The organism is Limnohabitans sp. (assembly GCF_031539105.1).
GTDB lineage: Bacteria > Pseudomonadota > Gammaproteobacteria > Burkholderiales > Burkholderiaceae_C > Limnohabitans.
The window spans coordinates 131,654-152,770 of record NZ_JAVKLM010000018.1; the positions used below are offsets into that span (position 1 = coordinate 131,654).

32 protein-coding genes are annotated in these 21,117 nt (G+C 54.7%); 13 read left to right on the plus strand and 19 right to left on the minus strand.

The window, feature by feature from the left end:
* Window positions 1-19: 19 nt before the first annotated feature.
* The 19 genes from RMR24_RS05240 to RMR24_RS05330 form a co-directional block, all read right to left on the minus strand.
* Window positions 20-631: a hypothetical protein gene (locus RMR24_RS05240; protein ID WP_310614028.1), complete on the minus strand. Its 612-nt coding sequence runs from the start codon at window positions 629-631 to the stop codon at window positions 20-22.
* Complete coding sequence (locus RMR24_RS05245; RefSeq protein WP_310614029.1) at window positions 621-1,145, minus strand: phage virion morphogenesis protein; 525 nt, start codon at window positions 1,143-1,145, stop codon at window positions 621-623. The genes RMR24_RS05240 and RMR24_RS05245 overlap by 11 nt, the downstream gene beginning before the upstream one ends.
* Window positions 1,142-1,648 carry a DUF1320 domain-containing protein gene (locus RMR24_RS05250; protein WP_310614030.1) on the minus strand — a complete coding sequence of 169 codons (507 nt, stop codon included), beginning with the start codon at window positions 1,646-1,648 and terminating at the stop codon, window positions 1,142-1,144. The genes RMR24_RS05245 and RMR24_RS05250 overlap by 4 nt, the downstream gene beginning before the upstream one ends.
* A 39-nt stretch (window positions 1,649-1,687) precedes the next feature.
* Window positions 1,688-1,927, minus strand: coding sequence for a hypothetical protein (locus RMR24_RS05255; protein WP_310614031.1), 240 nt, complete (start codon window positions 1,925-1,927; stop codon window positions 1,688-1,690).
* 85 nt (window positions 1,928-2,012) lie between these two features.
* Complete coding sequence (locus tag RMR24_RS05260) at window positions 2,013-2,906, minus strand: Mu-like prophage major head subunit gpT family protein (protein WP_310614032.1); 894 nt, start codon at window positions 2,904-2,906, stop codon at window positions 2,013-2,015.
* Window positions 2,907-2,943: 37 nt separating this feature from the next.
* Window positions 2,944-3,363: a hypothetical protein gene (locus tag RMR24_RS05265; protein ID WP_310614033.1), complete on the minus strand. Its 420-nt coding sequence runs from the start codon at window positions 3,361-3,363 to the stop codon at window positions 2,944-2,946.
* Between the two features lie 37 nt (window positions 3,364-3,400).
* A complete protein-coding gene (locus RMR24_RS05270; protein ID WP_310614034.1) occupies window positions 3,401-4,525 on the minus strand; it encodes a phage protease in 1,125 nt (374 codons plus the stop codon).
* A gap of 212 nt (window positions 4,526-4,737) precedes the next feature.
* Entirely contained in the window at window positions 4,738-6,033 is a 1,296-nt protein-coding gene (locus RMR24_RS05275) for a phage minor head protein (RefSeq protein WP_310614035.1), read from the minus strand.
* A 199-nt stretch (window positions 6,034-6,232) separates the two neighbouring features.
* A complete protein-coding gene (locus RMR24_RS05280) occupies window positions 6,233-7,855 on the minus strand; it encodes a DUF935 domain-containing protein (protein ID WP_310614036.1) in 1,623 nt (540 codons plus the stop codon).
* A gap of 33 nt (window positions 7,856-7,888) precedes the next feature.
* Entirely contained in the window at window positions 7,889-9,547 is a 1,659-nt protein-coding gene (locus RMR24_RS05285) for a hypothetical protein (RefSeq protein WP_310614037.1), read from the minus strand.
* Window positions 9,544-10,122 (minus strand): phage protein Gp27 family protein, encoded by a 579-nt coding sequence (locus RMR24_RS05290; protein WP_310614038.1) that lies wholly within the window; start codon window positions 10,120-10,122, stop codon window positions 9,544-9,546. The genes RMR24_RS05285 and RMR24_RS05290 overlap by 4 nt, the downstream gene beginning before the upstream one ends.
* Before the next feature lie 11 nt (window positions 10,123-10,133).
* Window positions 10,134-10,436 carry an ArsR family transcriptional regulator gene (locus tag RMR24_RS05295; protein WP_310614039.1) on the minus strand — a complete coding sequence of 101 codons (303 nt, stop codon included), beginning with the start codon at window positions 10,434-10,436 and terminating at the stop codon, window positions 10,134-10,136.
* Between the two features lie 5 nt (window positions 10,437-10,441).
* Window positions 10,442-10,810: a DUF2730 family protein gene (locus RMR24_RS05300; protein ID WP_310614040.1), complete on the minus strand. Its 369-nt coding sequence runs from the start codon at window positions 10,808-10,810 to the stop codon at window positions 10,442-10,444.
* A complete protein-coding gene (locus tag RMR24_RS05305; protein WP_310614041.1) occupies window positions 10,807-11,229 on the minus strand; it encodes a holin family protein in 423 nt (140 codons plus the stop codon). The genes RMR24_RS05300 and RMR24_RS05305 overlap by 4 nt, the downstream gene beginning before the upstream one ends.
* Window positions 11,230-11,239: 10 nt before the next feature.
* Entirely contained in the window at window positions 11,240-11,776 is a 537-nt protein-coding gene (locus tag RMR24_RS05310; RefSeq protein WP_310614042.1) for a hypothetical protein, read from the minus strand.
* A 122-nt stretch (window positions 11,777-11,898) separates the two neighbouring features.
* Window positions 11,899-12,162, minus strand: a complete 264-nt coding sequence (locus RMR24_RS05315; RefSeq protein WP_310614043.1) for a hypothetical protein — start codon at window positions 12,160-12,162, stop codon at window positions 11,899-11,901.
* Between the two features lie 278 nt (window positions 12,163-12,440).
* Window positions 12,441-12,863 (minus strand): hypothetical protein, encoded by a 423-nt coding sequence (locus RMR24_RS05320; RefSeq protein WP_310614044.1) that lies wholly within the window; start codon window positions 12,861-12,863, stop codon window positions 12,441-12,443.
* 412 nt (window positions 12,864-13,275) lie between these two features.
* Window positions 13,276-13,584, minus strand: coding sequence for a hypothetical protein (locus RMR24_RS05325; RefSeq protein WP_310614045.1), 309 nt, complete (start codon window positions 13,582-13,584; stop codon window positions 13,276-13,278).
* Window positions 13,581-13,934: a helix-turn-helix transcriptional regulator gene (locus RMR24_RS05330; RefSeq protein WP_310614046.1), complete on the minus strand. Its 354-nt coding sequence runs from the start codon at window positions 13,932-13,934 to the stop codon at window positions 13,581-13,583. The genes RMR24_RS05325 and RMR24_RS05330 overlap by 4 nt, the downstream gene beginning before the upstream one ends.
* A 126-nt stretch (window positions 13,935-14,060) precedes the next feature.
* Between RMR24_RS05330 and RMR24_RS05335 the strand changes: the two genes are divergently transcribed.
* The 13 genes from RMR24_RS05335 to RMR24_RS05395 all read left to right on the plus strand — a co-directional run bounded on the left by RMR24_RS05335 (window position 14,061) and on the right by RMR24_RS05395 (window position 21,117).
* A complete protein-coding gene (locus RMR24_RS05335; RefSeq protein ID WP_310614047.1) occupies window positions 14,061-14,321 on the plus strand; it encodes a helix-turn-helix transcriptional regulator in 261 nt (86 codons plus the stop codon).
* A complete protein-coding gene (locus tag RMR24_RS05340) occupies window positions 14,318-14,653 on the plus strand; it encodes a DNA-binding protein (RefSeq protein WP_310614048.1) in 336 nt (111 codons plus the stop codon). Before RMR24_RS05335 ends, RMR24_RS05340 begins: the two co-directional genes overlap by 4 nt.
* Window positions 14,650-16,824, plus strand: coding sequence for a Mu transposase C-terminal domain-containing protein (locus RMR24_RS05345; protein WP_310614049.1), 2,175 nt, complete (start codon window positions 14,650-14,652; stop codon window positions 16,822-16,824). Before RMR24_RS05340 ends, RMR24_RS05345 begins: the two co-directional genes overlap by 4 nt.
* Before the next feature lie 87 nt (window positions 16,825-16,911).
* Complete coding sequence (locus tag RMR24_RS05350; protein ID WP_310614050.1) at window positions 16,912-17,661, plus strand: ATP-binding protein; 750 nt, start codon at window positions 16,912-16,914, stop codon at window positions 17,659-17,661.
* Window positions 17,658-18,287 carry a hypothetical protein gene (locus RMR24_RS05355; protein WP_310614051.1) on the plus strand — a complete coding sequence of 210 codons (630 nt, stop codon included), beginning with the start codon at window positions 17,658-17,660 and terminating at the stop codon, window positions 18,285-18,287. The genes RMR24_RS05350 and RMR24_RS05355 overlap by 4 nt, the downstream gene beginning before the upstream one ends.
* A complete protein-coding gene (locus tag RMR24_RS05360; protein ID WP_310614052.1) occupies window positions 18,274-18,639 on the plus strand; it encodes a hypothetical protein in 366 nt (121 codons plus the stop codon). The genes RMR24_RS05355 and RMR24_RS05360 overlap by 14 nt, the downstream gene beginning before the upstream one ends.
* Window positions 18,639-18,815: a hypothetical protein gene (locus RMR24_RS05365; protein WP_310614053.1), complete on the plus strand. Its 177-nt coding sequence runs from the start codon at window positions 18,639-18,641 to the stop codon at window positions 18,813-18,815. Before RMR24_RS05360 ends, RMR24_RS05365 begins: the two co-directional genes overlap by 1 nt.
* Complete coding sequence (locus RMR24_RS05370; protein ID WP_310614054.1) at window positions 18,812-18,952, plus strand: hypothetical protein; 141 nt, start codon at window positions 18,812-18,814, stop codon at window positions 18,950-18,952. The genes RMR24_RS05365 and RMR24_RS05370 overlap by 4 nt, the downstream gene beginning before the upstream one ends.
* On the plus strand, window positions 18,949-19,245 hold the full coding sequence (locus RMR24_RS05375; protein ID WP_310614055.1) for a hypothetical protein: 297 nt from the start codon (window positions 18,949-18,951) through the stop codon (window positions 19,243-19,245). Before RMR24_RS05370 ends, RMR24_RS05375 begins: the two co-directional genes overlap by 4 nt.
* 3 nt (window positions 19,246-19,248) lie before the next feature.
* A complete protein-coding gene (locus RMR24_RS05380; protein WP_310614056.1) occupies window positions 19,249-19,593 on the plus strand; it encodes a hypothetical protein in 345 nt (114 codons plus the stop codon).
* Between the two features lie 11 nt (window positions 19,594-19,604).
* On the plus strand, window positions 19,605-20,228 hold the full coding sequence (locus tag RMR24_RS05385) for a DUF3164 family protein (RefSeq protein ID WP_310614057.1): 624 nt from the start codon (window positions 19,605-19,607) through the stop codon (window positions 20,226-20,228).
* Window positions 20,225-20,920 (plus strand): DUF2786 domain-containing protein, encoded by a 696-nt coding sequence (locus RMR24_RS05390; protein WP_310614058.1) that lies wholly within the window; start codon window positions 20,225-20,227, stop codon window positions 20,918-20,920. Before RMR24_RS05385 ends, RMR24_RS05390 begins: the two co-directional genes overlap by 4 nt.
* Before the next feature lie 20 nt (window positions 20,921-20,940).
* Window positions 20,941-21,117, plus strand: a complete 177-nt coding sequence (locus RMR24_RS05395) for a hypothetical protein (RefSeq protein WP_310614059.1) — start codon at window positions 20,941-20,943, stop codon at window positions 21,115-21,117.

A 21,117-nucleotide genomic window follows, 5' to 3' on the forward strand; every position in this document is an offset into this window, starting at 1 on the left:
AAACCTCTTTCTTCAAAAATTAAGCGGTAGGTGGCAGCACCACATCTATCGCTGTGTTGGGTTTGTTGGCAATGTCGCCATGCACGTGCAGCAAATCGGGCAAGTCATCTGTGGTGCCAACGCCCGTTTGCAGAGTGTTAGAGCCAGCAGCAGTACCACCCAACCCACTGGCACCATCTGCTGGGTCTGCGTAGTCATAGGGCAGCTCTATCGCGCTGCCTTCAAAGTTCATTTCAAGCACGGTTAAACCACTGCTGAAGAAGATATCCTCATCCACCATCGCACCGCGTTTGAGTTGCCAGCTGCAAGCGCCAATGCGCTGCATGTTGATGGCGCGTGCCACAAACAGCATCAGTTGGTCTACTCCCACACTCAGGCCATCACCCACGCGGGCGGCATTGCTGTCTGCGGCTTTGGCAATGCAAGCAATCGTGATTTTTGGCGTCAGCTCGTTGTCTTCCACTTCAAACACACCTGGCACCACGTACACGGCAGGGGCATCTACTGCGTAGCGTTGCAGCAGCTCGGTACTTGGCACCTGCGGCAGTGCACCCACCGTGCGTACCAGAAGCGCAGCGGCTGAATGGTCTTGCAAACGCGCAACCAGCGCGGCTTCTATTTCAGCCAGCATAGGAACCTCCGCGTTTGCCTGCTTGTGCAGCATCGTCAATCACTGCCGTGGTCAGACGCAAAATCTCGCGGCCATCTTCGGCATTCACGCCGATATAGGAGCGCTCAGGAATCGTCACCTTCTTCACGGTCACAAAGTGGCCGTTGGGCAGTCTGAAGCGCAATGCTGCTGCATTCTTAGCTTTGATCTCGCCGCCGTTTTGCATCATGGCCGCATACTTGCGGTTGGTGCCCCATTCGGCACTGTTATTGTCAGCGCGGCCGGTAATAGAGCGCAGCAACATACTGCTTTTAATCAGCGTTTTACCGCCACTGTGCTGCACACGCAGGCTAGGCTTCCAGCGGGCACCATCTGGCCCTGTTTGGTTGCGAAAACGCATGCGCGTGCTGCTCTCGCCATAGTTGGCAATCGCTTCAAAAATAGGGCGTGGCTTTTGGCCCAACGCTGCCATGCGTTGCAAGGCAGCATTAAGACCGCCTAGACCGTCAATCGTGGCTTCAATCTTGATGGTCATAGAAACCCTGTCGATTGATTTCGTTGCCACACGCGCTCACCACTCACCAGCATAGGTGCTTCAGTGGTCACGGGTTGTGCGCCTGTTTGTGCCTCGGCACCTAGGCTTAGGCGGCCAGCGGCCACATCGGCCAGCAGTTTCATGGCTGCATCTTGTTTTTTCTGTACAGCCTCGGGCACTTGGTCACCTTGCAAGATGAAACGTGCCATGTCGCATGCAATGCGGTTAAGCAATGCAGGCTGCGGGCTCAAAGGCAATGTGTAGCGCGTGCCCACATAGCCATCAATCGTGTCTGTTGCGTCTTTTAACGCACGCTGTGCGGCCGTGGTAGCCACTGCCGCACGGGCCAATTGGTCTGCGCTGTAGGCGCCCAAGTTGGTGTTGGCTGCAACATCAAGCAGCATTTGCCCAGTCACCACACGCGGCATGATGCGGTCAACCAGTTGCGCAATCGTGTCTGCGCCCGTACGGGTTAACAAGTCAGTGGTTGTGGCGTAGCTCATGGTGCTTGATGTTGAGGTTTTGAAAAACTAAGTAGCGAATTACTTAGTAACTTCTGCTGGCTCTTCCACCGCAGGCAAGTCAACTTCTTCAACAATCAAAAACTGATCGTTGTCGAGTTCGTCCACTTGGCCAGGCGTGAGGTCTTCATACGACACCACGCGTGGCTCAAATGAAAACGCGGGTGTAATGCCTGCGCTGTAGTAGCTCTCACGTTTGGCCGCTACTTTCAGGCCACGGCCTGCGGGGCCAGATAAAACTTTGCGATCGGCTTTTGCCATGTTGTACTCCAGTAAAGAAAAAATGGGGAGGTTTTGCACGCTGTGCGGCCATAGCGCACAGCGGCCTGGGGCCTAACTCAAAGAGTTAAGGCAGGTACGGGCTCACCACCAACTTGGCAGTGCCCTTGTAAATGTTGGTTGCACCGTTGGCCAAGAAGTCTGCATTGAGCAGGTTCTTTGCGGCGGCTTCGTTGCTTGGACCGCAAATCAACAGGCGAGGCATGAGACCGAGCTTGCGGCCGTTATCGCCCGTCATCGTCATCATGGCGGCGCGTGCGGCTTGGTAGCCTGTGGCATCCAAAGTCTGCTTGCTGCCATAGCACAGCTGCCACAGGCCATAGCCCACATTGCCGCGCCAGTCCACGCCATAGCGGAACTCTTTCGCCATGAATACACGCTCATCGGTGTCGTCTTGCATCGCCGTGAAATTGGGCTCTTGACGCACTTGGAGGATGAACGGTTTGATGCCACGGGTGTCATCAATCAAGAACCACGGGTTGCCAGAACCGCCACCAAAGTTGCTCACCAATGCCACGCTGCCGTCTTCATTGATGGTGGGGTGGTTAGCGTTGAAGAACGTTTGGCCGTCGTAGCAAATGTTGCTAAAGCCAGCCAGCAGCAATGCGTCAATCAACTCTTGTGGGTGACGCTTGACTTCCAATGCCAAGGCTTCTGTCAACGGCGCATAAATACCAGCTTGGTCATCGGCTAGATGGTCTCGGTGAACAGTTAACGTACGCTCCCAAGGCTTATTTTTGATCGTAAAGTCGTAGGTTCGAATGTTGGCCAAAACGCGGTCACCAATCCACTCACGCAAGCCGGGAATCAAGCCCATCCATGCGTACTGTTCGGCCGCCGTGCTGCTAGGCACGCGCATGCTGTACTGGTCGTAGTAGGTTTCTACTTTGTGCAATGCACTGTTAAAAACAGTTTGCAAGCCTGTAAAAAATGCACTCAATGTGCTACGGTTGATGATCATTTTGAATTCCTAAAAATGTCTTTGAAAAAGGTTTGAATTAGCGAGCCATGCCCACTTCCACCCACACGCCGCCAGCATCTACATCGCGCACGATGCCTGCTTGCACTCGGGTATTGGTGGCGTTGGTCAACGCCACAGTTTGGTCGTCCACCATGTAGCAGACGCCGTCAATCGCAGCAAGGGTGATCAAGTCAGCGGCAGCGCTATTGGCAAAGCGGAAGATGCCCGTAGACACGGTGATGCGTTGTGCACCATCCGCACCAGCGGTGTTGTCCACTTGTTCTTCAGCGCGGCCCACAGCCTTGAGCGTGGTCGATGTGGCACCACGCACAGCGTTGCCTGTGGTGTCCACGGCCACCAAGCTGCCTGCAAAAATTTTGGTTGCGCCCTTGACGGGCAAGCTGCGTAGCAAGTTTTCGCGACGTTGCGTGTCGCGATCTGCGGTAAGTGCGGTCATGTATGACTCCTGTTTTTAAAAAGGGGGTGAGGCCGCTTTACGCAGCCGATGCAGCCGCGCTTGCTTTGAGCGTGGCCAAGTAGTCTTCGGGTTTTTGGCCTAACATGCGGCAAACAGCCAGCTGCTCGTTGCTGAGCGCGGCTACGGTGTCCACCACTTTGTTGCCGTTCTCCGACTGCTGCTTTCCAGCCAACGCAGGGTTGGCAGGTGTGCTGTCGATCAGCGCTTTGAGCTGGGCCACATCAGCCTTGCCCACATTGCGCCAAACAGCTTCAACCGCAGGTGCCAAAATCTTGCCTTCAGCCTTGGCGGCTGAAATCAAGTCGTCCACTTCGCCAGCTTTGAGCTGGTTAGACAGGGCAGCTACTTGTGTGTTGAGCTGCGTAAATGCATCCATGCTCACCCATTTAGTAGGGTCAGGTTGTGTGGTCGTGCTTTGTGTTTTTGCTTTGAGCGCGGCTACTTCAGTGCCGAGTTCTGCCGCTTGGTCAGCATGCACTTGAGCTTGTGATGCACTGGTTTTGATGAGCGAGAGTGCCGCAGTGGCCTCTTGTTCGGTGGCGGTATAGGCCAAACCAAGGCCAGCCAATAAGGCTTTCAATACAGGGTTCATGGTTTCCTCTTCAGGGGTGGGTTCAAAAGATGCCGACAAGCGAGCCATACAGGCTGCCGTCAGCGGGGACATATCCAAATTGGGGACATTCACCAGTGCGGCATTGATCACGCCTGTGACCGTGCCGTCCTTGGTGTAGGTAATGACAGGGCTGATGTACTTGTATTCATCGCCCTCGATCATGGGTATCGCACGTTTCGTCCACTGCACATTGGTGGCAAACAAGCCCATGTCGTCTTGCCATTCGAATGTTTGGCACCAACCCGATGCAGGGGCAGGCTGGCCGTTTTCGGCAGACTGCATGGTTTGGTGCTCATAGTCAAAGTTGAACTTCACAGTGGCATGCTTTGCCGTGAGCTGTGCGGCCAGTGCGCAGCCTTGGGTGTTAGACAGCTTCCATGTCAATCCCTTTCCAGGTCGTCCATCGCGGCCCACAAACTCGCCCGCTGGCAACAGTTGCACGCGCTCAGGCGCAGCACTGTCAAATGACAGCGTTGCGCTAAGAAGTGCAACAAACAAAGGGGTTGGGGTGTGGGTCTTCGTATTCATGAAGACCCTACTTTCGCGGCTACGCGCGAGAAAGACTTTTAAAGTCGTTTACTGCCTGCGGGCATAGCGCTAGAATTTGCGCTACTTGCTGCGAGGGTCAGGCAAATCGGTTGCTGATACAACACAGCCACTGCTTAGGCGGTGCGTATGGATGTCATGTGAGGGTGCCACGCTTTGACGTGGGGGCCGTCTCACCGCAGCAAGTGCCTTTTTTATTTGAGCACATTTTTCAAACCACTACGTTTGAACGATTTAGGGTCGATCAGCTCCATCGACACCACCGAGTTACTCAGCATATCCGTCTTGCGGTTGCCCTTTACATCCATTCGCACCACCACCTTGGCCACGCGGTGCAAATCGTCATCAGTGGTGCACAGCAGCACCAGCGCATTGCCGTCTAACCATGCTTCGCCGACTTGACTGAGCAGTGTGGGCAACGTGGCCACAAATGCCTCACCCGAGCCCTTAGCTTTACGCACCTCGCCACGTTTGTCACCCAGCAGGTGGCTCAGCTTATTTAGGTTACCCATCACCACCGCTGAGCCAATGGGCGCACCCGCCGCCTCCAGTGCCCCCACCATTGCAGGCGTCAGCGCCCCCACAGGGTAGCTGCGCCCAGCCTCTTGTCGCTCGCCGCGCACATAGCGGCCCACAAACTCACCAAAGCCGCTTTGGAGTGCGGGCATCCATGTCGTGGCCCCATTGCGCAGCACCTGTGCACCTATGCGTGCGCTGGTGGTGTTGGCCGTGTCCATCATGAAGCGCGCTAAGTTGGCGCGGCGGCCACCATGCGGGTAATTAAACGCGGGGTCCACGCCCACGGGCACTTGCATCTCTTCGCCCGTACGTTTGTTCACCACAGTACGCATCACCTCGGGTGGTGCTTTGCTGATCGCATAACCATTGCGCTCCATCATGGCACTGGTGAGCTGAATAGCAGTGCATTTGCAACCGTATTCTTTAATAGGCATGTGGCTATCCCACCAAGGGTCATCCGCACGCAGCACCATGCCATCCCAAGGGCGGTGCGAGTCACGGGGGTGGATGCTATTGAGGCCGTCATACAAAAGAAACGGAAACAACTTTGTATTGGCCTTGATGCGCTCTGTTTGACCCTCGGCATAAGCCGTGGCCAAGTTAGTTTCATAAATCACTTGCAGCCTGCGTGGGCTACCCAGCAGCACCAGCTTGGCTTCACCAGTCGCAGGATCAACCATCTCTTGCTTGCCCCACCAGCCACGCTCAATCAGGCGCGGTGTAATCATGGCGTTGAAGTCAGCTTGGGTGCCGCCCTTGGCCAACACTTCACCCACCGCAGCTTTGAACTCACTTAATAAGCTCATCTGCATGGCCTTGGCAACAGTGAAGGCAGCCTGGTGCTCCTGCTGCCATACGTCATGGTGGTCAAACCCGATGCGATAGCCCTTTTGCTGGAAAAAAGCGATGGCCTCAGCGGGGTCAACAGCCCCCAAAACTGGTTTCAGGTCAATTTTTAGGCTTTTGGACATCAATCATCCCAACCTTCGGCGCACTTCAAAACGCCAAACAACCTATTTAACGCCCGTTTAAAACCGCTCAACTGGGGCGAAGATATACCAGCGCCGCAACCTTGCTTCAAATCTCGGCAAACGCCCGATTTAGCCCCTTGCTGCACGAAACCTTGCAGCCATGCGGGTTTGCATGGTGTTTTTAGGCGCATTGGCATGATCACTGACCTAGGTCAGATGGGCTGCGTTGGTTCAGTTTTCCCCAAACACGCGCGGCAAACTGCCCACGTGCCAGCATATCGGTCAACGCTTTGGGGTCAAGCTGCGACAACGCACCTTCAAGTGCTACCTGAAATGCCTCTAGCGATGGTGCCGCATTGGCAGCATCAAGCACAGACTGGATCAGCGGGTCGAGCGTTTCTTCCCAGTTGCCCAACATATCGGCGGCCAGCGTATCCAGCTCATCCCACTGGGCGGCTACGGCACCACCGTTTGCACGGTTGGCGGCGACTTGGTCAGTGGTCTTCGTATCGGTTGCTGCGTCGCCTGTATTGGCGGGGCGCTCAACAGGCGGCATGGCCAGCTCGGGCCTTGCCACGGCAAGCACGGGTTCACCATCGCGGCCGCGTGGAATCTTCAGTTTGTCATGCGCCCAGTCCACAGGCACTTGCATACCCATGCCCACCAGCTTAGGTAGTGAATCGGCGTACACCTTTATGTCTTCAGACTCTTGTGTATCAAACACAATGCGTGGGGCGCGGCGCACGTCGCTCAAGCCCTTGTTGAGCGCCAAGATGGGGTAGATCAACTGGCGTTTGATGGTCTCTGACAGCTGCCGTGCGTCGGCATCGCGTAAATCGTGGCGCACTTCGTTGTGCACGTTACCCAGCGCTTGCGTGCCGTGGCTACCCTCACCGCTGGTGAGCGTGCCGCCCAAGATGGCCTTGCTCATGGTGCGCTCCATCAGAGCCACCATTTCTAAATGAGGCAAGCTGCCACTGGTTTTAGCGGCTTCTTTAAAGTCAATTTTCATGCCCTCGGGCACGATGGCAGCAGCGTCGTGGCCAATGCCCACCACAGCGCGTAGCAATGCGGTCTTGTCTTCTTTGGTAGCACCGGGGCCATAGGTGCCTAGGCGCAGGGGTAGGCCGTAGATCTCCAAGAACTCAGCCAAGTCACGCACCGCAAAGTTTTTAAACAAGAACGGCCATGACAGCACGCGAAACAAACCGCTGCGGGCTAAATAGCCACTGCGAGCGCGGTGGTGGTGCAGCACCCAGCCAAAGGGCCACAGCTCAGCACCATCAGCCGTGCCGTCTCGCAATCGCAGCTCATTGCGGTTCATGTTTGGCGTTTGAGGCAAGCACAGCCAGCTTTGCGGCCGGTGCTGTGCCTTGGTGGGGATCAAGCTGCCGTCCACGCGCTCCCACGACAGCTCCAAGGCCGAGTAACCGTGGCCAATGGCATCGGTCAGGTCAAACACCAAATCGTCGAAGTCGAGGTTTTCAAATACCTCTTCGATGTATTCGGCTTGCGCCTTTTCTTGAGCAGAGGCGTTTTTGGGCGGCACGATTTCCCAATCCAGCTTTTGCAGGGCAAGGCGGCGCTTTTGCATTTCAGCAAACAGATGGCCATCTTTTTCTTCCATGTCTTGGAAGAGTTCATGCTGTGCAATCAAGTCACCTTGCTCGGCGCGTTGCAAGATGCCCGCCAAGCGTGATGGGTTAAGGCCACGGCTGGGGTGCGATTCAAAACGCGTGCGCAGCCAACCCAGCTCGGCAGTTTGCTCGGCGTCTTGCAGCTTCGCGGTTTCAATGGGGCGTCCTTGGGCATCAACAATCATGGTGTATGTCTTTCAAATTTCGTAGGTATTACGTCAGTAACCGCCGCGCTCGCCAAGGTCGTAGCCAGCGCCGTCATCGTCGCTGGGTGGCCGCATGGCCATGCCGTGCAGCTTGTCAGAGGGGCCATCCCAGCGCGATGCACGCGCGGGTGCTGCGGTGTATTCGTAATATGTCACGCCAGCCAGCGTACGCCGCGCATGCCACGCAAGAGAGCCTGCAATGAACGTGTCGCCGTGGCGCTTTTTCTTTGTAGCGTCTTGGCTGCGCAGCTCGGGTATTTGCGGGATGCCCTTGACCACGCGGGGTATGCGGTGATCGGCCAGCACATCTGCATCCACCGGTAGGGTGATGGTTTGATCTTCAAACGCAGCTTTGTAGGGCGGCAGGTTTTCTAGGTACCACGGTTGTGTGGCTTGGATACACAAGATACGGCTTTGGCCATACTTCTGTGCCGTCTTCTCGGCCATCATCATGCCTAAGCCACGCGCATCCAGCGCAGCCCCTACAAAGCGTGGCAGGCGGTCTATCACGTACCACAGCACTTGCAGCTGCTGGTCAAATGGCATGCCACGCAACTCAACAATGAAGGGTACGGTGCAGTGCCGCGTTTGGTCTTCTACCAGTGGCAAGAAGGCTGACAAATCACCCGTGCGGGCAAAGTCACCCCCTAAATAGGTGCTGATGCGGTGGCTGGCATTGGCCGTGGCCAAGGCTTGCAGCTTGCGCAGCTCGGGCTCTAGTTGGTCTTCGCACCAGCTTAGGATCGCGCCCTTGCGCTCAAACTCAGGTCGCCATGTGAAAGCTGGCTCACGGGCGTCACGCAGTACGGGCAGCCCCTTTTTCATGTTGCGCTCAATCAGGTCTCGGGTCAGGAACGCGCCGGTGCCGTGCTTGGGCACGCAGTCCAACTCTTCCTCGGCATCGTCACCGTAGAAAGCCCGAATCTTGGCCTCCCATTCACGCTCACCCTCGGCGCTCCATGTGTCACCCGTGCGCAAGCAAATGCGCTTGTACAGGCCTTCGTTCAGCGCTTCAGAAAATGGAAAACGATGCACGCTGTACGGGAAACGGTCCGCACGAATATCTTTTATAAGCGTGTTAAATGGATTGTCATCGCCATCATGCGTGCTGATGACGCGCAAGCTGCCACCCCAAATGAGCAGGGCCATTGCGGCCTTCAAAATCTCGCCCTGTGCTTCGTGAAAGGCTGATTCGTCCAAGATCACACGACCTTGTTTACCGCGTAAGTTGCGGGGCTTGCTGCTGAGTGCTGTGATGCGATTGCCCGATGCAAACTTGATGCTGAAGACAAAAACGCTTTTTTTCTCTTCGCCCTCAGTCCACACCTCTTCGCCCACCTCGATGGCATCAGCCACGCTGTTGAAGTGCTCGGCCCATTGGGCGCAGTCGAGGATGAACTCAATCGCCATGTCCTTGACGTAGCCGATGTACCACACGTCTTGCCCGCTGGTGGCGGCAGCGCACAGCACGCTGTCGCAAGCCTCGGCCCAGCTCAAACCAATACGGCGGCTTTTTTCGCAAACCTTGACTTGGTTGGTGTCTGCCAACCAACGTTGTTGGTAGGGCAGCAGCACAGCGGGCACGCGATCAGCAAACTTGTAGTTGGCCTTGTCGCCCATCTCGCGCATTTCTGGCGTGATGATGTGGCCTGCTGGGGAGGTGCTTGTCATTTAGCCCCCAGCTTTGACGCTTCAGGAATTCCCAAAATCTTGGTGCGAATCAGTTCCACGGTTTCATCTGTCAAGCCTGCCTTCTTCGCAGTCTTGGCGACATCGGTTGCCACTTTGGCTGCTTGGGCGGCTAACAACTTGTTGCGGTTGATCTCGCGATCAACCACCAGCTTGTCTGCACTGGCAATGTCTTTGAGGGCTTTGCCCAAAAACATCATGTCTTCAGGGCTGGCCGTCTCCATGTCGCCAATGCTTTTAAAAGCAATCACGCGCAACATTTCCAGCAACATGCGGCCCACATCGCCTTGCGGCTCGTTGCCTAACTTGTCTACCCACACAGCGGCAATTTGTTGCGCTTGGCGATAGTCTTCCATGCGCTCGCGTGCATTTTTGACATAACGGCCCACTGCGCTTTGACTGGCTTCGCTGCCTTTGTCTTTGATGATCGCCACGATTTCGGCAATAGTGGCGCGGCCTTCACGCACAGCGGCATCTACCGCCGCTTTGATATCTGGGTCTAAGCGGGTGATGCTGCTGGGGCGCGAGGGCTTGCGCTTAAATTTGGTATCGGCCACAGTACGACCCCTTATGCGCCGCTGGGCATCGGTTTTTTGACGCCCGGCACCACGGCGCGGCCACAGACCACATCAATGCCACGGGTAGTGAGTGTGGCCATTGCCACATCGCCTGTCGTGCGGGTGGTGACCAGCGCTTGCTCAGCCAGCCAGCTCAAATCGGTACGCACCACATCCACTGAGGCGCTGTGACCATAGATGCTGTCAATTGCATCGCGCAGCAAAAACGCGTTGGCTGAGAAGCCGGGCGTTTGCTCCAGCACCAGCAGCAGCGACAGGCGGCGGTCTTCAGTAATGGTTTTTTGAAAGCTCATTAAATTCACCTGCTCAGCAAGTGCTCGTGAATAATGTTGGTTTGGTGTTCTACGCGTCGGAGCAACTCGCTCATGCCCTCAACGCTGGCACGTAAGCTCTCAACCTTGCCCTCCAAGTCACTCAACTCATCGTTGGTAGGCATGTGGCTAATGCGCTCTTCTAAGCGTGTCAAACGCTCATTAGTCGCGCATGCTTGGGTATTGCTGGTTGCAATGAAATCGGTGAGCTTTGTGTTCACCCCTTGCACGGCCTGATCGTTGTCCTTGTCCTTGGTACGTAAAAACACCCAAACAGTGATTAAGCCCATGCCAATCCACTGGGCAACGTCTAGCCAGAATTTGGCGGCGGTGTAGTCAATATCCATCTTGTTCATGCCTTACCTTTGAGGCGTTCTGCGGTACGCATGCCACCAAAACCCAACATGCCTGTGACCAGTGCCATCAAGGTGTCTGCCTCAAGTGCAGGCATCACAGGGGTATGACCATAGGCAATCAATAAACCATTCGTGACTGGACGCACTACAAACTGATAGGCTAAGCCCACGCCGCACACCCAACCAATGAATGGCCGCCAGCCACCTCTAAAGTTGTTGGGCTGAGCTGCCTCGATGGCATTGATGTTGGTTTGCGCAAGCATGAGCTGCATTTGCGCATTTAGCTCGGCCAGTTCGCCGTTTTGTTGCAGCTGGGCCAACTTGAGTTGTGCCTCGGCTTGCTGCACTGGGTCAGGCCACACTTTGGCGATGATGGCTTTGCCAATGCCCAACAAGGGGGAAATGAGTAATTGGTTCACAAACTGCCCCTTATGGATAGAACACACGGTTGCCGCTGCGTGGTGCGACGGTTTGCACGTGGCACCAGCCTTTGGTGGCGCTGGGGTGCTCAAGCCACAGGCCGATTTGCGCGAGCTTTTCTTTGTGCGTCATGCACCAGCTGTCTAACGCACCCTCGGGGTCAAATAAGTCACATGCCTGCGCGGTGATGTGCAGGCTACGCACAGCGGCACCTGGTGTGCCCGAGTTGATGGCTTGTGGACGCCAGCCGCTGGTGATGGGGGTGCGACCAACAGCGGTGGGGCTCCATTCAATGATGACACCATCAGCACGCATGGCCTCTATCAACGCATTGACACGCTGCACCGTTTCGGTCGCGTTGGCAGTGAGCTTGGGGGTTACCTCGCTGGCATAAGAGGCGTTTAAATCACGGCGCATCCAATAGTGGGACAGCGCTATAGGGCCATCCCAAACAGTAACCGTATTGAACAACGCAGCGCCCACTGGAGTGAGTGCGTCAGAGATAGCGGAGGAACTGCCGCTGGCAGATGTGCTGGGATTTGTCATGCACGGCATGTTGCCGCGCGCGCGCGAGGAAGACTTTTAAAGCGGTTTACTGTCGCCTATATGGGGATGCGCGTAATCTGGCGTAATGAACACACCTACGCCTACGCCACCACATGCCCCACTTATTTGCTGGGCCGATCAAACGATGATACGAGCAACTGCTGGAATGCAGCTGCTGAATCAATCCAGTCCTCGGGCAATGCTTTGGACAAAGAGGTTGCATGCAGTGTTTCAGCATGGAACACAAACTGCCTTTTCAAAGATTCGCGGTTTGGGTGGGTTTCTATCAAGGCTACCAAGAAAGCTGTGAGAACCTGTTGACTTGCCTCTAAAGAACGCAGGCGCTCTTGAACGTTTTGATTGATTTGTCTCTGCACTTCATCCATGTTTCATCACTCATTTCGCCCAGCACACTTACCGTTCGCCTTGCGATAGCCAGCCCCACCGCGTGAACCGCAGCCTCCGCTATTTCTGCCGCCCCCGCCACCACTGTGTCGACCACCGCCCCCACCACCGCCACGCCTACCACGGGCCTCTGAAATTAAAGGTGAGGCAGTCAATAGCGTCGCTGCCAATGTTGAAAAGAAGGTTCTGCGCGTTGTCATTGTTTACCTTTGTTTACCTTTGTTTCTTTTGGTGATGTTGATGCACTCAATGTGCAAACTTAAAGCCCGTTCAAAACCCCGCGCACGGCGTTCGTCGCCTTGGGATGACTAAACCCCTTATCGCGAAGTGCGGCGTACATCGCGATGTACTGTTCGCACTTGCCACGGAACTTTGAATTCCCAACCATTTGCGGAATCATTTCGACAAGCTCTATGTTTGTGACCGTGACGTTTTTTGCCGCCAGTGCTTTTCTTATCGCGGCCACTTGATCGCCCGTTACGAGCGAATCGACGCGACAAACTAATTTAGCGTCGTCAAGCGCTGACCGCATTCGCACTACAGCAGGGTCGCTTTCATTCAACATCCGTGCAGCATCAATCGAGGCGAGCTGAGCCGCCACAGAAAGGTTTTGTTGTGCGTGGGCTAGACCGCATAGGTTGAATGCGAAGGTCAAAAACAAAACGGATAACAGGCATTTCATTATTTTTCCTCTCTAAGCTATCTGGCAGCATCAATTCCATCTCGGCATGCCGCCCAGCACTGGCCTGAGTCAAAGGATTGACGCGCTAAGGTTGACATTGCCAAATGGTCGTCACCATCCCTGATGCGGTATGTCGCATCGAATGCGTTACCTAAGTTTTGCGCGGCTAAGGGGCAGTCAGCGAACTCTCCCCAAAGCTTGACACCACGCTGTTCAAGCTGAGTAATTTGTGTGCGCAATGCGCCACGGGGTTGTCCCAAAGCATCACGCAATACCAGTGCATCAGTGGCTTTGTCGCGTAGGCGGCGAAAGTCTTTACCCCAAGCCTCTGCATCTGATTTGCTGGGGGCCGCATGCGTTGTGCAAGTTGCCGCCACCATAAAGAGATTCAGGACTGCAATAAAAGCTCTTTTCATTTCACACCCTTCGCTTGATCACGATTTCGAATTACCGTTTCAACATACCTACGCAGTCGATAAAGCTGATGCTCATTGAGTGCTTTTACTTGCCGAGTGTTAAAGGTGCGATCCATGAAGTCGCGTATTGGCGGCCACGGTACCTTGGGCATTAAGGCTTCAACGAGCGCTCGCTCTTTTAGTAATTCTTCTTGGTTGGCTCCATGCTGGACGATCACATTGCCTGTGACGTTGCCAATTTGGATGGATCGCTCTCCATCGTTGAACTGGATGTTTAATTTTTTTGCCAGCCATTTCAGCATCATGACTCCCGCTTGACTCTTGAACCTTTTAATGGGTTATGGACTTTCACTTCACCCGTTACTCCACCAATTTGCACAACACCAGAGCCGCTGTTGTTCTGAACTATTGGCGAGGCAGCTCGGTGTTCTTTTGTGCGCTCGCTGTTTGCACTCGGTGCATTTAGTAATTCATCAACAGACAGCTCCAGAAATTTAGAGACCTTTATTAGATAAAGAACATCTGGTGTCGACTCTCCCGCTTCAATTCGATATTGCTGGGCAAGGCTCACCCCAGCAGCTTTCGCAAGCTCTATGGGTTTCTTTCTTTTGTTGACAGACCACATGCGAACGCAATAACCAATGTGTTCACGCATTTCTTGATCGGCTTGCGATAGAGCAGGCTTCGGCATAAATCCCCACTAAAACAGTCGGTTAAATTCTCAGGCTTGCGAATTTCTCAGCCTTGAGAAATAATCAACCCCATCAATTCATTCAAAGGCATGAGTTCACAAATGAACCCAATAGATGTACAGGTAGCGATTATGAAGGCTGGCACCAGCCAAAAAGCAATTGCCGATTACCTTGGTGTATCCCCCACAGCCATCGGACGTGTGATTAAGGGAACGATGCGCTCGCATCTGATTGAAAAAGAAATCGAAAAAATAGTTGGAAAGAAGTTTTTTCCACCAAAGCGCAAGCCGGGTCGCGCCAAGACAGTATGGACTGGCAGGGTGGTTGCCAAGCAAGGGGCTGCTGTATGAAGCCGCGTTTGAAACTTCATTTGAACGGCGGTATGACCATCATTTCTGGAATATCTGCTGAGCTAGTCAAACAGTGTTTCCGTAGCCGTGGAATCACTATTAGCTCTTGGGCACGTGAGCACGGCTATACGCCGCAGAAAGTTATTCGTGTACTCAACGGGTTCGATAAATGGAATTACGGACAGGCACATGAAATTGCAATCAAGCTTGGCTTGAAAAATCGCACAAGTTACGTCCACCCCTCAGACGCCAGAACGCCTGAGCCTCAAGAAGGCCAGAGCGTCCGTGCTGCTGATGGGGTGGGCACCATTCACGGCGGGGCTACTGCATGACTTGGCTCACAGTCCCCCAGCTAGACGGCATCCCCGGTTTGCCCACCAGCCGAGTGCGTCGCCGCGAGTGGCTAGAGCGCAACGGCACCCCGCATCGCGCACGTGCAGGGCGTGGTGGTGGGTTTGAATATTTGGTCACTGCATTGCCACCCGAGGCACAAGCAGCATTGGCCGTACGTGGCGCAGGGGCTGTTCGCCCATTGGTCACCGCTATCAATGCAGGCCAGCAGCACGCCCGTGCAGCACAGGTGCAGGCATGCGCCACCAGCATGGCCCGTCATGGTGTGGCCTTGCAAAGCACAGGTGCACTCGACCCATTGCGTAACCCCAAGCTAGATGTGTTGCAGCGCTTTGAGGGCTACCACCTTGGGCGCGGCGGTGCCGTATGGCCTGCTGTGCTGGAGTTTTGTGCACTGTGGCAAGTTGGTCAGATTGATGCGCACCCAAGCACGCTAGGCGCACACCCCACATTGCAGGCCAAAACACTAGACAAGTGGATACGCGCATGGCGCACGCAAGGTGTTGAGGCTTTGTTAGAGCGCAAGACCCGCTCAGATAAAGGCAAGACTGCACTGGTATCTGATGCCGAGCTGCATGAAGTGTTCGTCAGCGCACTGGTCACCTTGCATAACCCCACGGCACGGCAGGTGCATCGTGTGATGGTGCATCACTTAGGTGATGTACGTACTCCCGCAGCTGGCACTCTCAAGCGTTGGCTGCGTGAATACAAGCAAAGCAACCAAGTGGCATTGCTCAAGCTGAAAAACCCTGACGGGTGGCGTAACAAATACATGCCCGCCTTTGGTAGCAGGTCAGAGCACATCACGGCACCGAATACCGAGTGGCAACTGGACAGCACGATTGCCGACGCGCAGCAGCGTGTGGAAATAGCTTTCAACTTGGTGGACAGCGATACAGGCGAAATTCGCCGCCATGCACTGGTTGCCGTGATTGATGTGTTCACCCGCCGATCAGCTGTGTTGGTTAGTCGTACAAGTAGCGCAAATGCTGTGAAGTCTGTCACGCGCAGCGCTGTGCTGGCATGGGGGCTACCAGAGCGCGTGAAGACCGACAACGGCAAGGACTACACGGCACAGGACTACGACTTTGCTTTAGATGCTTTGCGCATCGACCATATTTTGTGCACGCCATTTAGCCCCGATCAAAAGCCATTTATTGAGCGTTTTCTCGGCACCTTGCTGCACGACTTGTTCCCAATGCTCGACGGCTTTGTGGGCCACGACGTGGCCACGCGTAAAGCGATAGAGAGTGGCCGCAGCTTTGCCCAGCGCTTTGGCGTGAACGGGGTTGATTTGCATATGTCGCCCGAGCAGCTGCAAGGCGTGATCAACGGCTGGCTGAATGAGTACCACAACCGTGTGCACAGCGAGCTGGGCTGCACACCCAACGAAATGACTGAGCGCCATACCCAAAGCGTGACCCGCGTAGATGAGCGTGCGCTTGATTTGCTGCTGATGCCCATTGCCGACAAGGGTATGCGGGTGGTGGGCAAACGCGGCATCAGCCTTGGCAATGCCTATTTTGCAGCAGCCGAGCTGGCAGGCGTGATGGGCCAACAGGTGTACTGCCGACAAGACGAAGCAGACCTAGGCGCACTGCATGTGTACGCGATGGATGGCACCTACATCTGCCGTGCACTTGACCACACGCGCCTTGGCATTAACCGCGCCGAGCTGGCAGCTAAGGCCCGCGCTATTGAGGCAGCCACGGTGAACCCCGTGGTGGCTGAGTTTCGCAAGGCAAGAAAAAAAGGGCTGGTGCGCCAAGCAGTGCATGCCATCTACGCCGAGCGCGAGCAGCAAGCAGTGGAAACCTCTAGCAATGTGGCACGCCTACCTGTGCGCGAGGTGCAGCACATCACGCCAGCCGTGCAGTCGCTGCTTGACAACGCACCTACGCAACAAGCGCAGCAAAGCGCACGTGACGCAGCACGCGCCCAGTTTGATGACGATGCCCCCGTGATGCGCCTAGACACACCCAAGCAGCGCTACAGCGCGTGGGTGCGTATGCAGGCTCGCATGGCGGCAGGTGAGGCGCTGGCAATGCGTGATGCAGATTGGTCACGCAGCTATGCCAGCAGCGCCGAGTTTGAGGCATGGCATCAGATGCACGAAGGGGTTGACCCATTGGCACATGTGGCGGGTGGGTAACAAAAGAAAAGCCCCACCACGTATCAGCGTGGCAGGGCTAGGTGTTGATTTTTTGAGCGAACGAACGAAACCAACGGAAAGGATTTTATGACTAATAACAACAATCACGCAACAGCGGCATCTACAGGTGGTGTGGCAAAACTCACCAACGTGGGGTTGGCGCTTGCAGCGATGAAGCAAATCATGGCTGCCACACCTCAGATGCCACGCATGGCGGTTCTGAGTGGCCCCGCAGGCTACGGCAAGACGCAGGCTGCCACCTATCTTGCACACCCAATGGGTATGAATGCTTGCTTTGTGCAGCTGCGTCCATTCGAAACGATGAAGAGCCTTGCACAACTGCTGCTTACCGAGCTGGATGTGCGTTGGAAGTCACACTGGTCAGTAGGCCAGATGTTTGACGCCATTTGTGAGCGTTTGCAGTCCATGAACCGCCCACTGGTGATTGATGAGCTAGATCACATTGCCGAGAAAAGCTGCATCGACTTTGTGCGTGCCATCCATGACAAGTGCGCTACGCCTATCTTTCTGATTGGTGAGGAGCGTTTGCAACACAAGCTGCTTGCCAAGCATGAGCGTTTTCATGACCGCGTATTGGTTTGGGTGAATGCCGTGGCTTGCGACGAAAGCGATGCACAGCTACTGGCTGCACACAATGCACCGCAGCTCAAGTGGTCTGATGGCGCAATGAACGCACTGGTTGCCAAGACGCATGGTGTGGCACGCAAGATCACCGTGGAAGTTGAGCGTCTGAAGGAGCAAGCCCGCCGCAACGGTACAGACACCATCACCCCTGAAATGGTGAGTGGCGTGGTGCGCAAAGGGGGTGCACGATGAGCCGCCAACCCATTGCGGCAGAGCGTCGCGCCATGCAAACACCCCGCGAGCGCATTTGGGCGGCGATGCAGTCGTTCAAAGGCAAGCCATTCACAGAAGGCCAAGTGCAAGACAAGTGCGAGCCGATGGTGCCGTTGACGGCCGTCACCGACTACGTCAAAGCACTGGATAAAGCGCAAATCATTGAGCGTGCAGGCTTAGTACCCAAAGCAGTGAAAGAGCTTGGCGATCAGGTGTTGTGGGTCGTGAAGACAAAGCAATATGACGCGCCACGCGTGAACAAACAAGGCAAGTTGGTCACATCAGGCATGGGCACACAGGCCATGTGGGCGTGCATGAAGGTGATGCCACGGTTTGACTACAAGGACGTTGCTAAAGCTGCATCTATCAACGGATTGGTGGTGACACCCGCCACAGCAAAGTCCTATGTGATTTTGCTCACCAAGGCTGGTATTTTGAGTGTGGTCAAGCCATCCAAACCCAATGTGCCTGCGGTGCTTCGATTGGCGTACAACACAGGGCCCCATGCACCTGCCATCACACGCCAAAAAGTGGTGTTTGACCGAAACACAGGTCGCGCATTCCCCATGCAAAACGCACAGGAGTTAGCCGATGAACTCGAATAAAAAACCAACGGCGCAAGCACGCGCAGCGCGTCCGCTACCGAGCGATGTGCTGAGTGCATTGAGTAATGCGGTGGCGCGTGCTGGCTCTCAGTCCAAGGTAGCTGCCGAGCTTGGGGTTAGCACAGCGGTTGTGAACCAGCTTTTAAAAGACCGTTACACGGGCGATACAGCCACGCTGACAAGCCGTATCCGTGGTCAGTACATGGCTGAGGTAGTGCAGTGCCCCGTGATGGGCACCTTGGGGCGCAGGCACTGCCTAGATAACCAATCGCGCCCGCTTGCATTCACCAACCCAACACGCTCTGCGTTGCATGCGGCGTGCAAGACCTGTGCAAACCGAAAGGATACGTGATGAGTCATACCTTGATTGAAACCCGTATGTACCAGCGTCCACGCCTGAGCTGGGTGAAGCGGCGTGCACGTCGAATCATGTCGTTCTATGGCGTGCCTCGCCGCCAAGCGGTGATTGATGCGCGTGTCGACTATGTGGCTTTCACGGGCGACGTATTGATGGGGATGTCCAAATGACAAAACACATGTTTGCACCAGGTGTGATTGATGCATCACCTACACGCTTTGAGCGTCGAACACTTGCACGCCGTTGGACCGTGCGAGTTGTTGCGGTGATGGGTGTGATGGCTTTTATTGCATGGAAGTACTTATGAGTAAGTCGTCTCAAAACCTCAAGGCTGCTCTGCGCCAATCAGGCTATGTAGATACCGCGCCGTCGTGCGGTGACTGTGGGCGTGCTTCAGATGAGCCGCAAGGCACGTTTTGCATGGTTCATTTGGTGCTGGTGGATGACGGTGCGCGATGCATCCACTGGATGCCATCCAACAGTTGGATGCGAGCCAATCCTGATGTGGTGCATCTCTATGCCAGCGATGCACTGTCACCCGCAGAGCTGGCCTATGCCGATAAAGCTCACGCGCTGCCAAAACCAGCATCTAGGGGTTAAGCCATGACACACATTACCTCATCACAAGTTTTGACTGAGTTGAGTCATCACATCGGCCGTGACAACGGTATTCATGTGCAGGACTTGGTTCGACGCATCACCTGCGAATCAAAAGTAAACGCACCGCTTGAGCGGCGTGTTCGCCAGTTGGTAGCTGAGCTACGCATGGAAGGGCATCACATCTGTGCCCATCCTGCGCGTGGCTATTTCATGGCGGCAACAGCAGAAGAGCTGGCCGATACCTGCGAGTTTTTGTACGAGCGAGCAATGACAAGCCTGACACAGATCAGCCGTATGAAACAAATCTCCCTGCCTGACTTGCGCGGGCAACTTCACTTAAAAACTTGAAAGGACAGACCATGTCAGAAGAAGAACAAACCATCCCCAAGGGTTATTGGAAAAACGCCAGTGGTGCTTTGGTGCCCGAGGCGAAGATTAAACCAATTGACAAAGACCGTCATTACGTTGTCCGCGACTTGATTGAAGATGCAAAAGATTTGTCAAGCCGCATCGTGGGCTTCAAGCTGGAGGCCATGAATGCGATTGAAGAGTTTGTGGTTCGTTCACTTGCTCAATACGACGTGAAGCATGGTGGAAAAAAAGGCAATGTCACATTGGTGAGCTTTGATGGTCGCTACAAAGTCGTGCGACAGATGCAAGAAACCATCGTCTTTGACGAACGCCTGCAAGCGGCCAAAGCCCTGATTGATGAGTGCATTCATATTTGGGCTAAAGGTAGTAACGCCAATATCAAAGTTCTGGTGAATGACGCTTTTCAAGTAGACCGTGAAGGCAAGATATCCACGGGGCGTGTTTTGGGGCTGCGCCGTTTAGATATCAAAGACGAAACCTGGACACGCGCAATGGCTGCTATCAGCGACAGCATGAATGTGTCCAGCACCAAGCCCTATGTCCGCTTTTACGAACGTGATGACCGCACGGGCGAGTATGTAGCTATCAGCTTGGATGTGGCGGCGGTATGAGTGACAAAGCAAAAATTCTTGACAAGATCAAGAAGTGCTTGGCGCTTTCGTCGTCATGCAATGAGCATGAGGCCGCAGCGGCTCTGCGCCAAGCTCAAAAGCTGATGGAGCTGCACGGCATTACTGACTTGGATGTGCAGGCATCTCAGGCTCAAGAAGAAAAAGCAAAAGCAGGCGCGAAATCGAAGCCCTCCTCATGGGAGAACGAGCTGGCAAGTCGTATCAGCGCACTCTTCAAATGCCGTGTGATTTTTCATCCAAGTTGGAACTGTGGTCATTGGGCATTTGTGGGATGCAGCGCATCGCCAGAGCTTGCTCAATACACATTTACCGTATTGCTTCGTCAGGTAAAGCGTGCACGTGATGCTTACATCAAATCCAATTTGAAGCGCTGCAAAACGGCAACAAAAACACGGCGTGCTGATGCGTTTTGCGCTGGATGGATTCGCTCCGCATTCATGGCTATCAATGATTTTGGTCAGCCAGACGAAAAGACTTCGCAAGCAATTGATGCGTATGTGGCTACCAATTACGGTGAGCTGGAGCCCCTGAAATCAAAAGACAGGAATGGGGGTCGACTCAGTGACAAGTCTCTACAGGACTTCTTAGCTGGGCATCGCTCTGGTCGTGATGCCCAGCTGAATCGTGGCGTGGGAAGTACGGATCAACCACTTGCCATTTCAAACATCTAATTTTTAAAAGGGCATCACAAATGAAAAGCTACGAGCAAATTGCTGCGTCTATGTACCAAGCCTATTGCAAGCGCTTTGGTGGCAAAGACATTGATGGTCGAGACATAGCCACATGGGATGAGCTGGGTGATTTGACCCGTCAGAGCTGGATTGCTGCGGCCAAGCAAGCCGCAGCCGAGCTGGCTTTAGTGCACTGA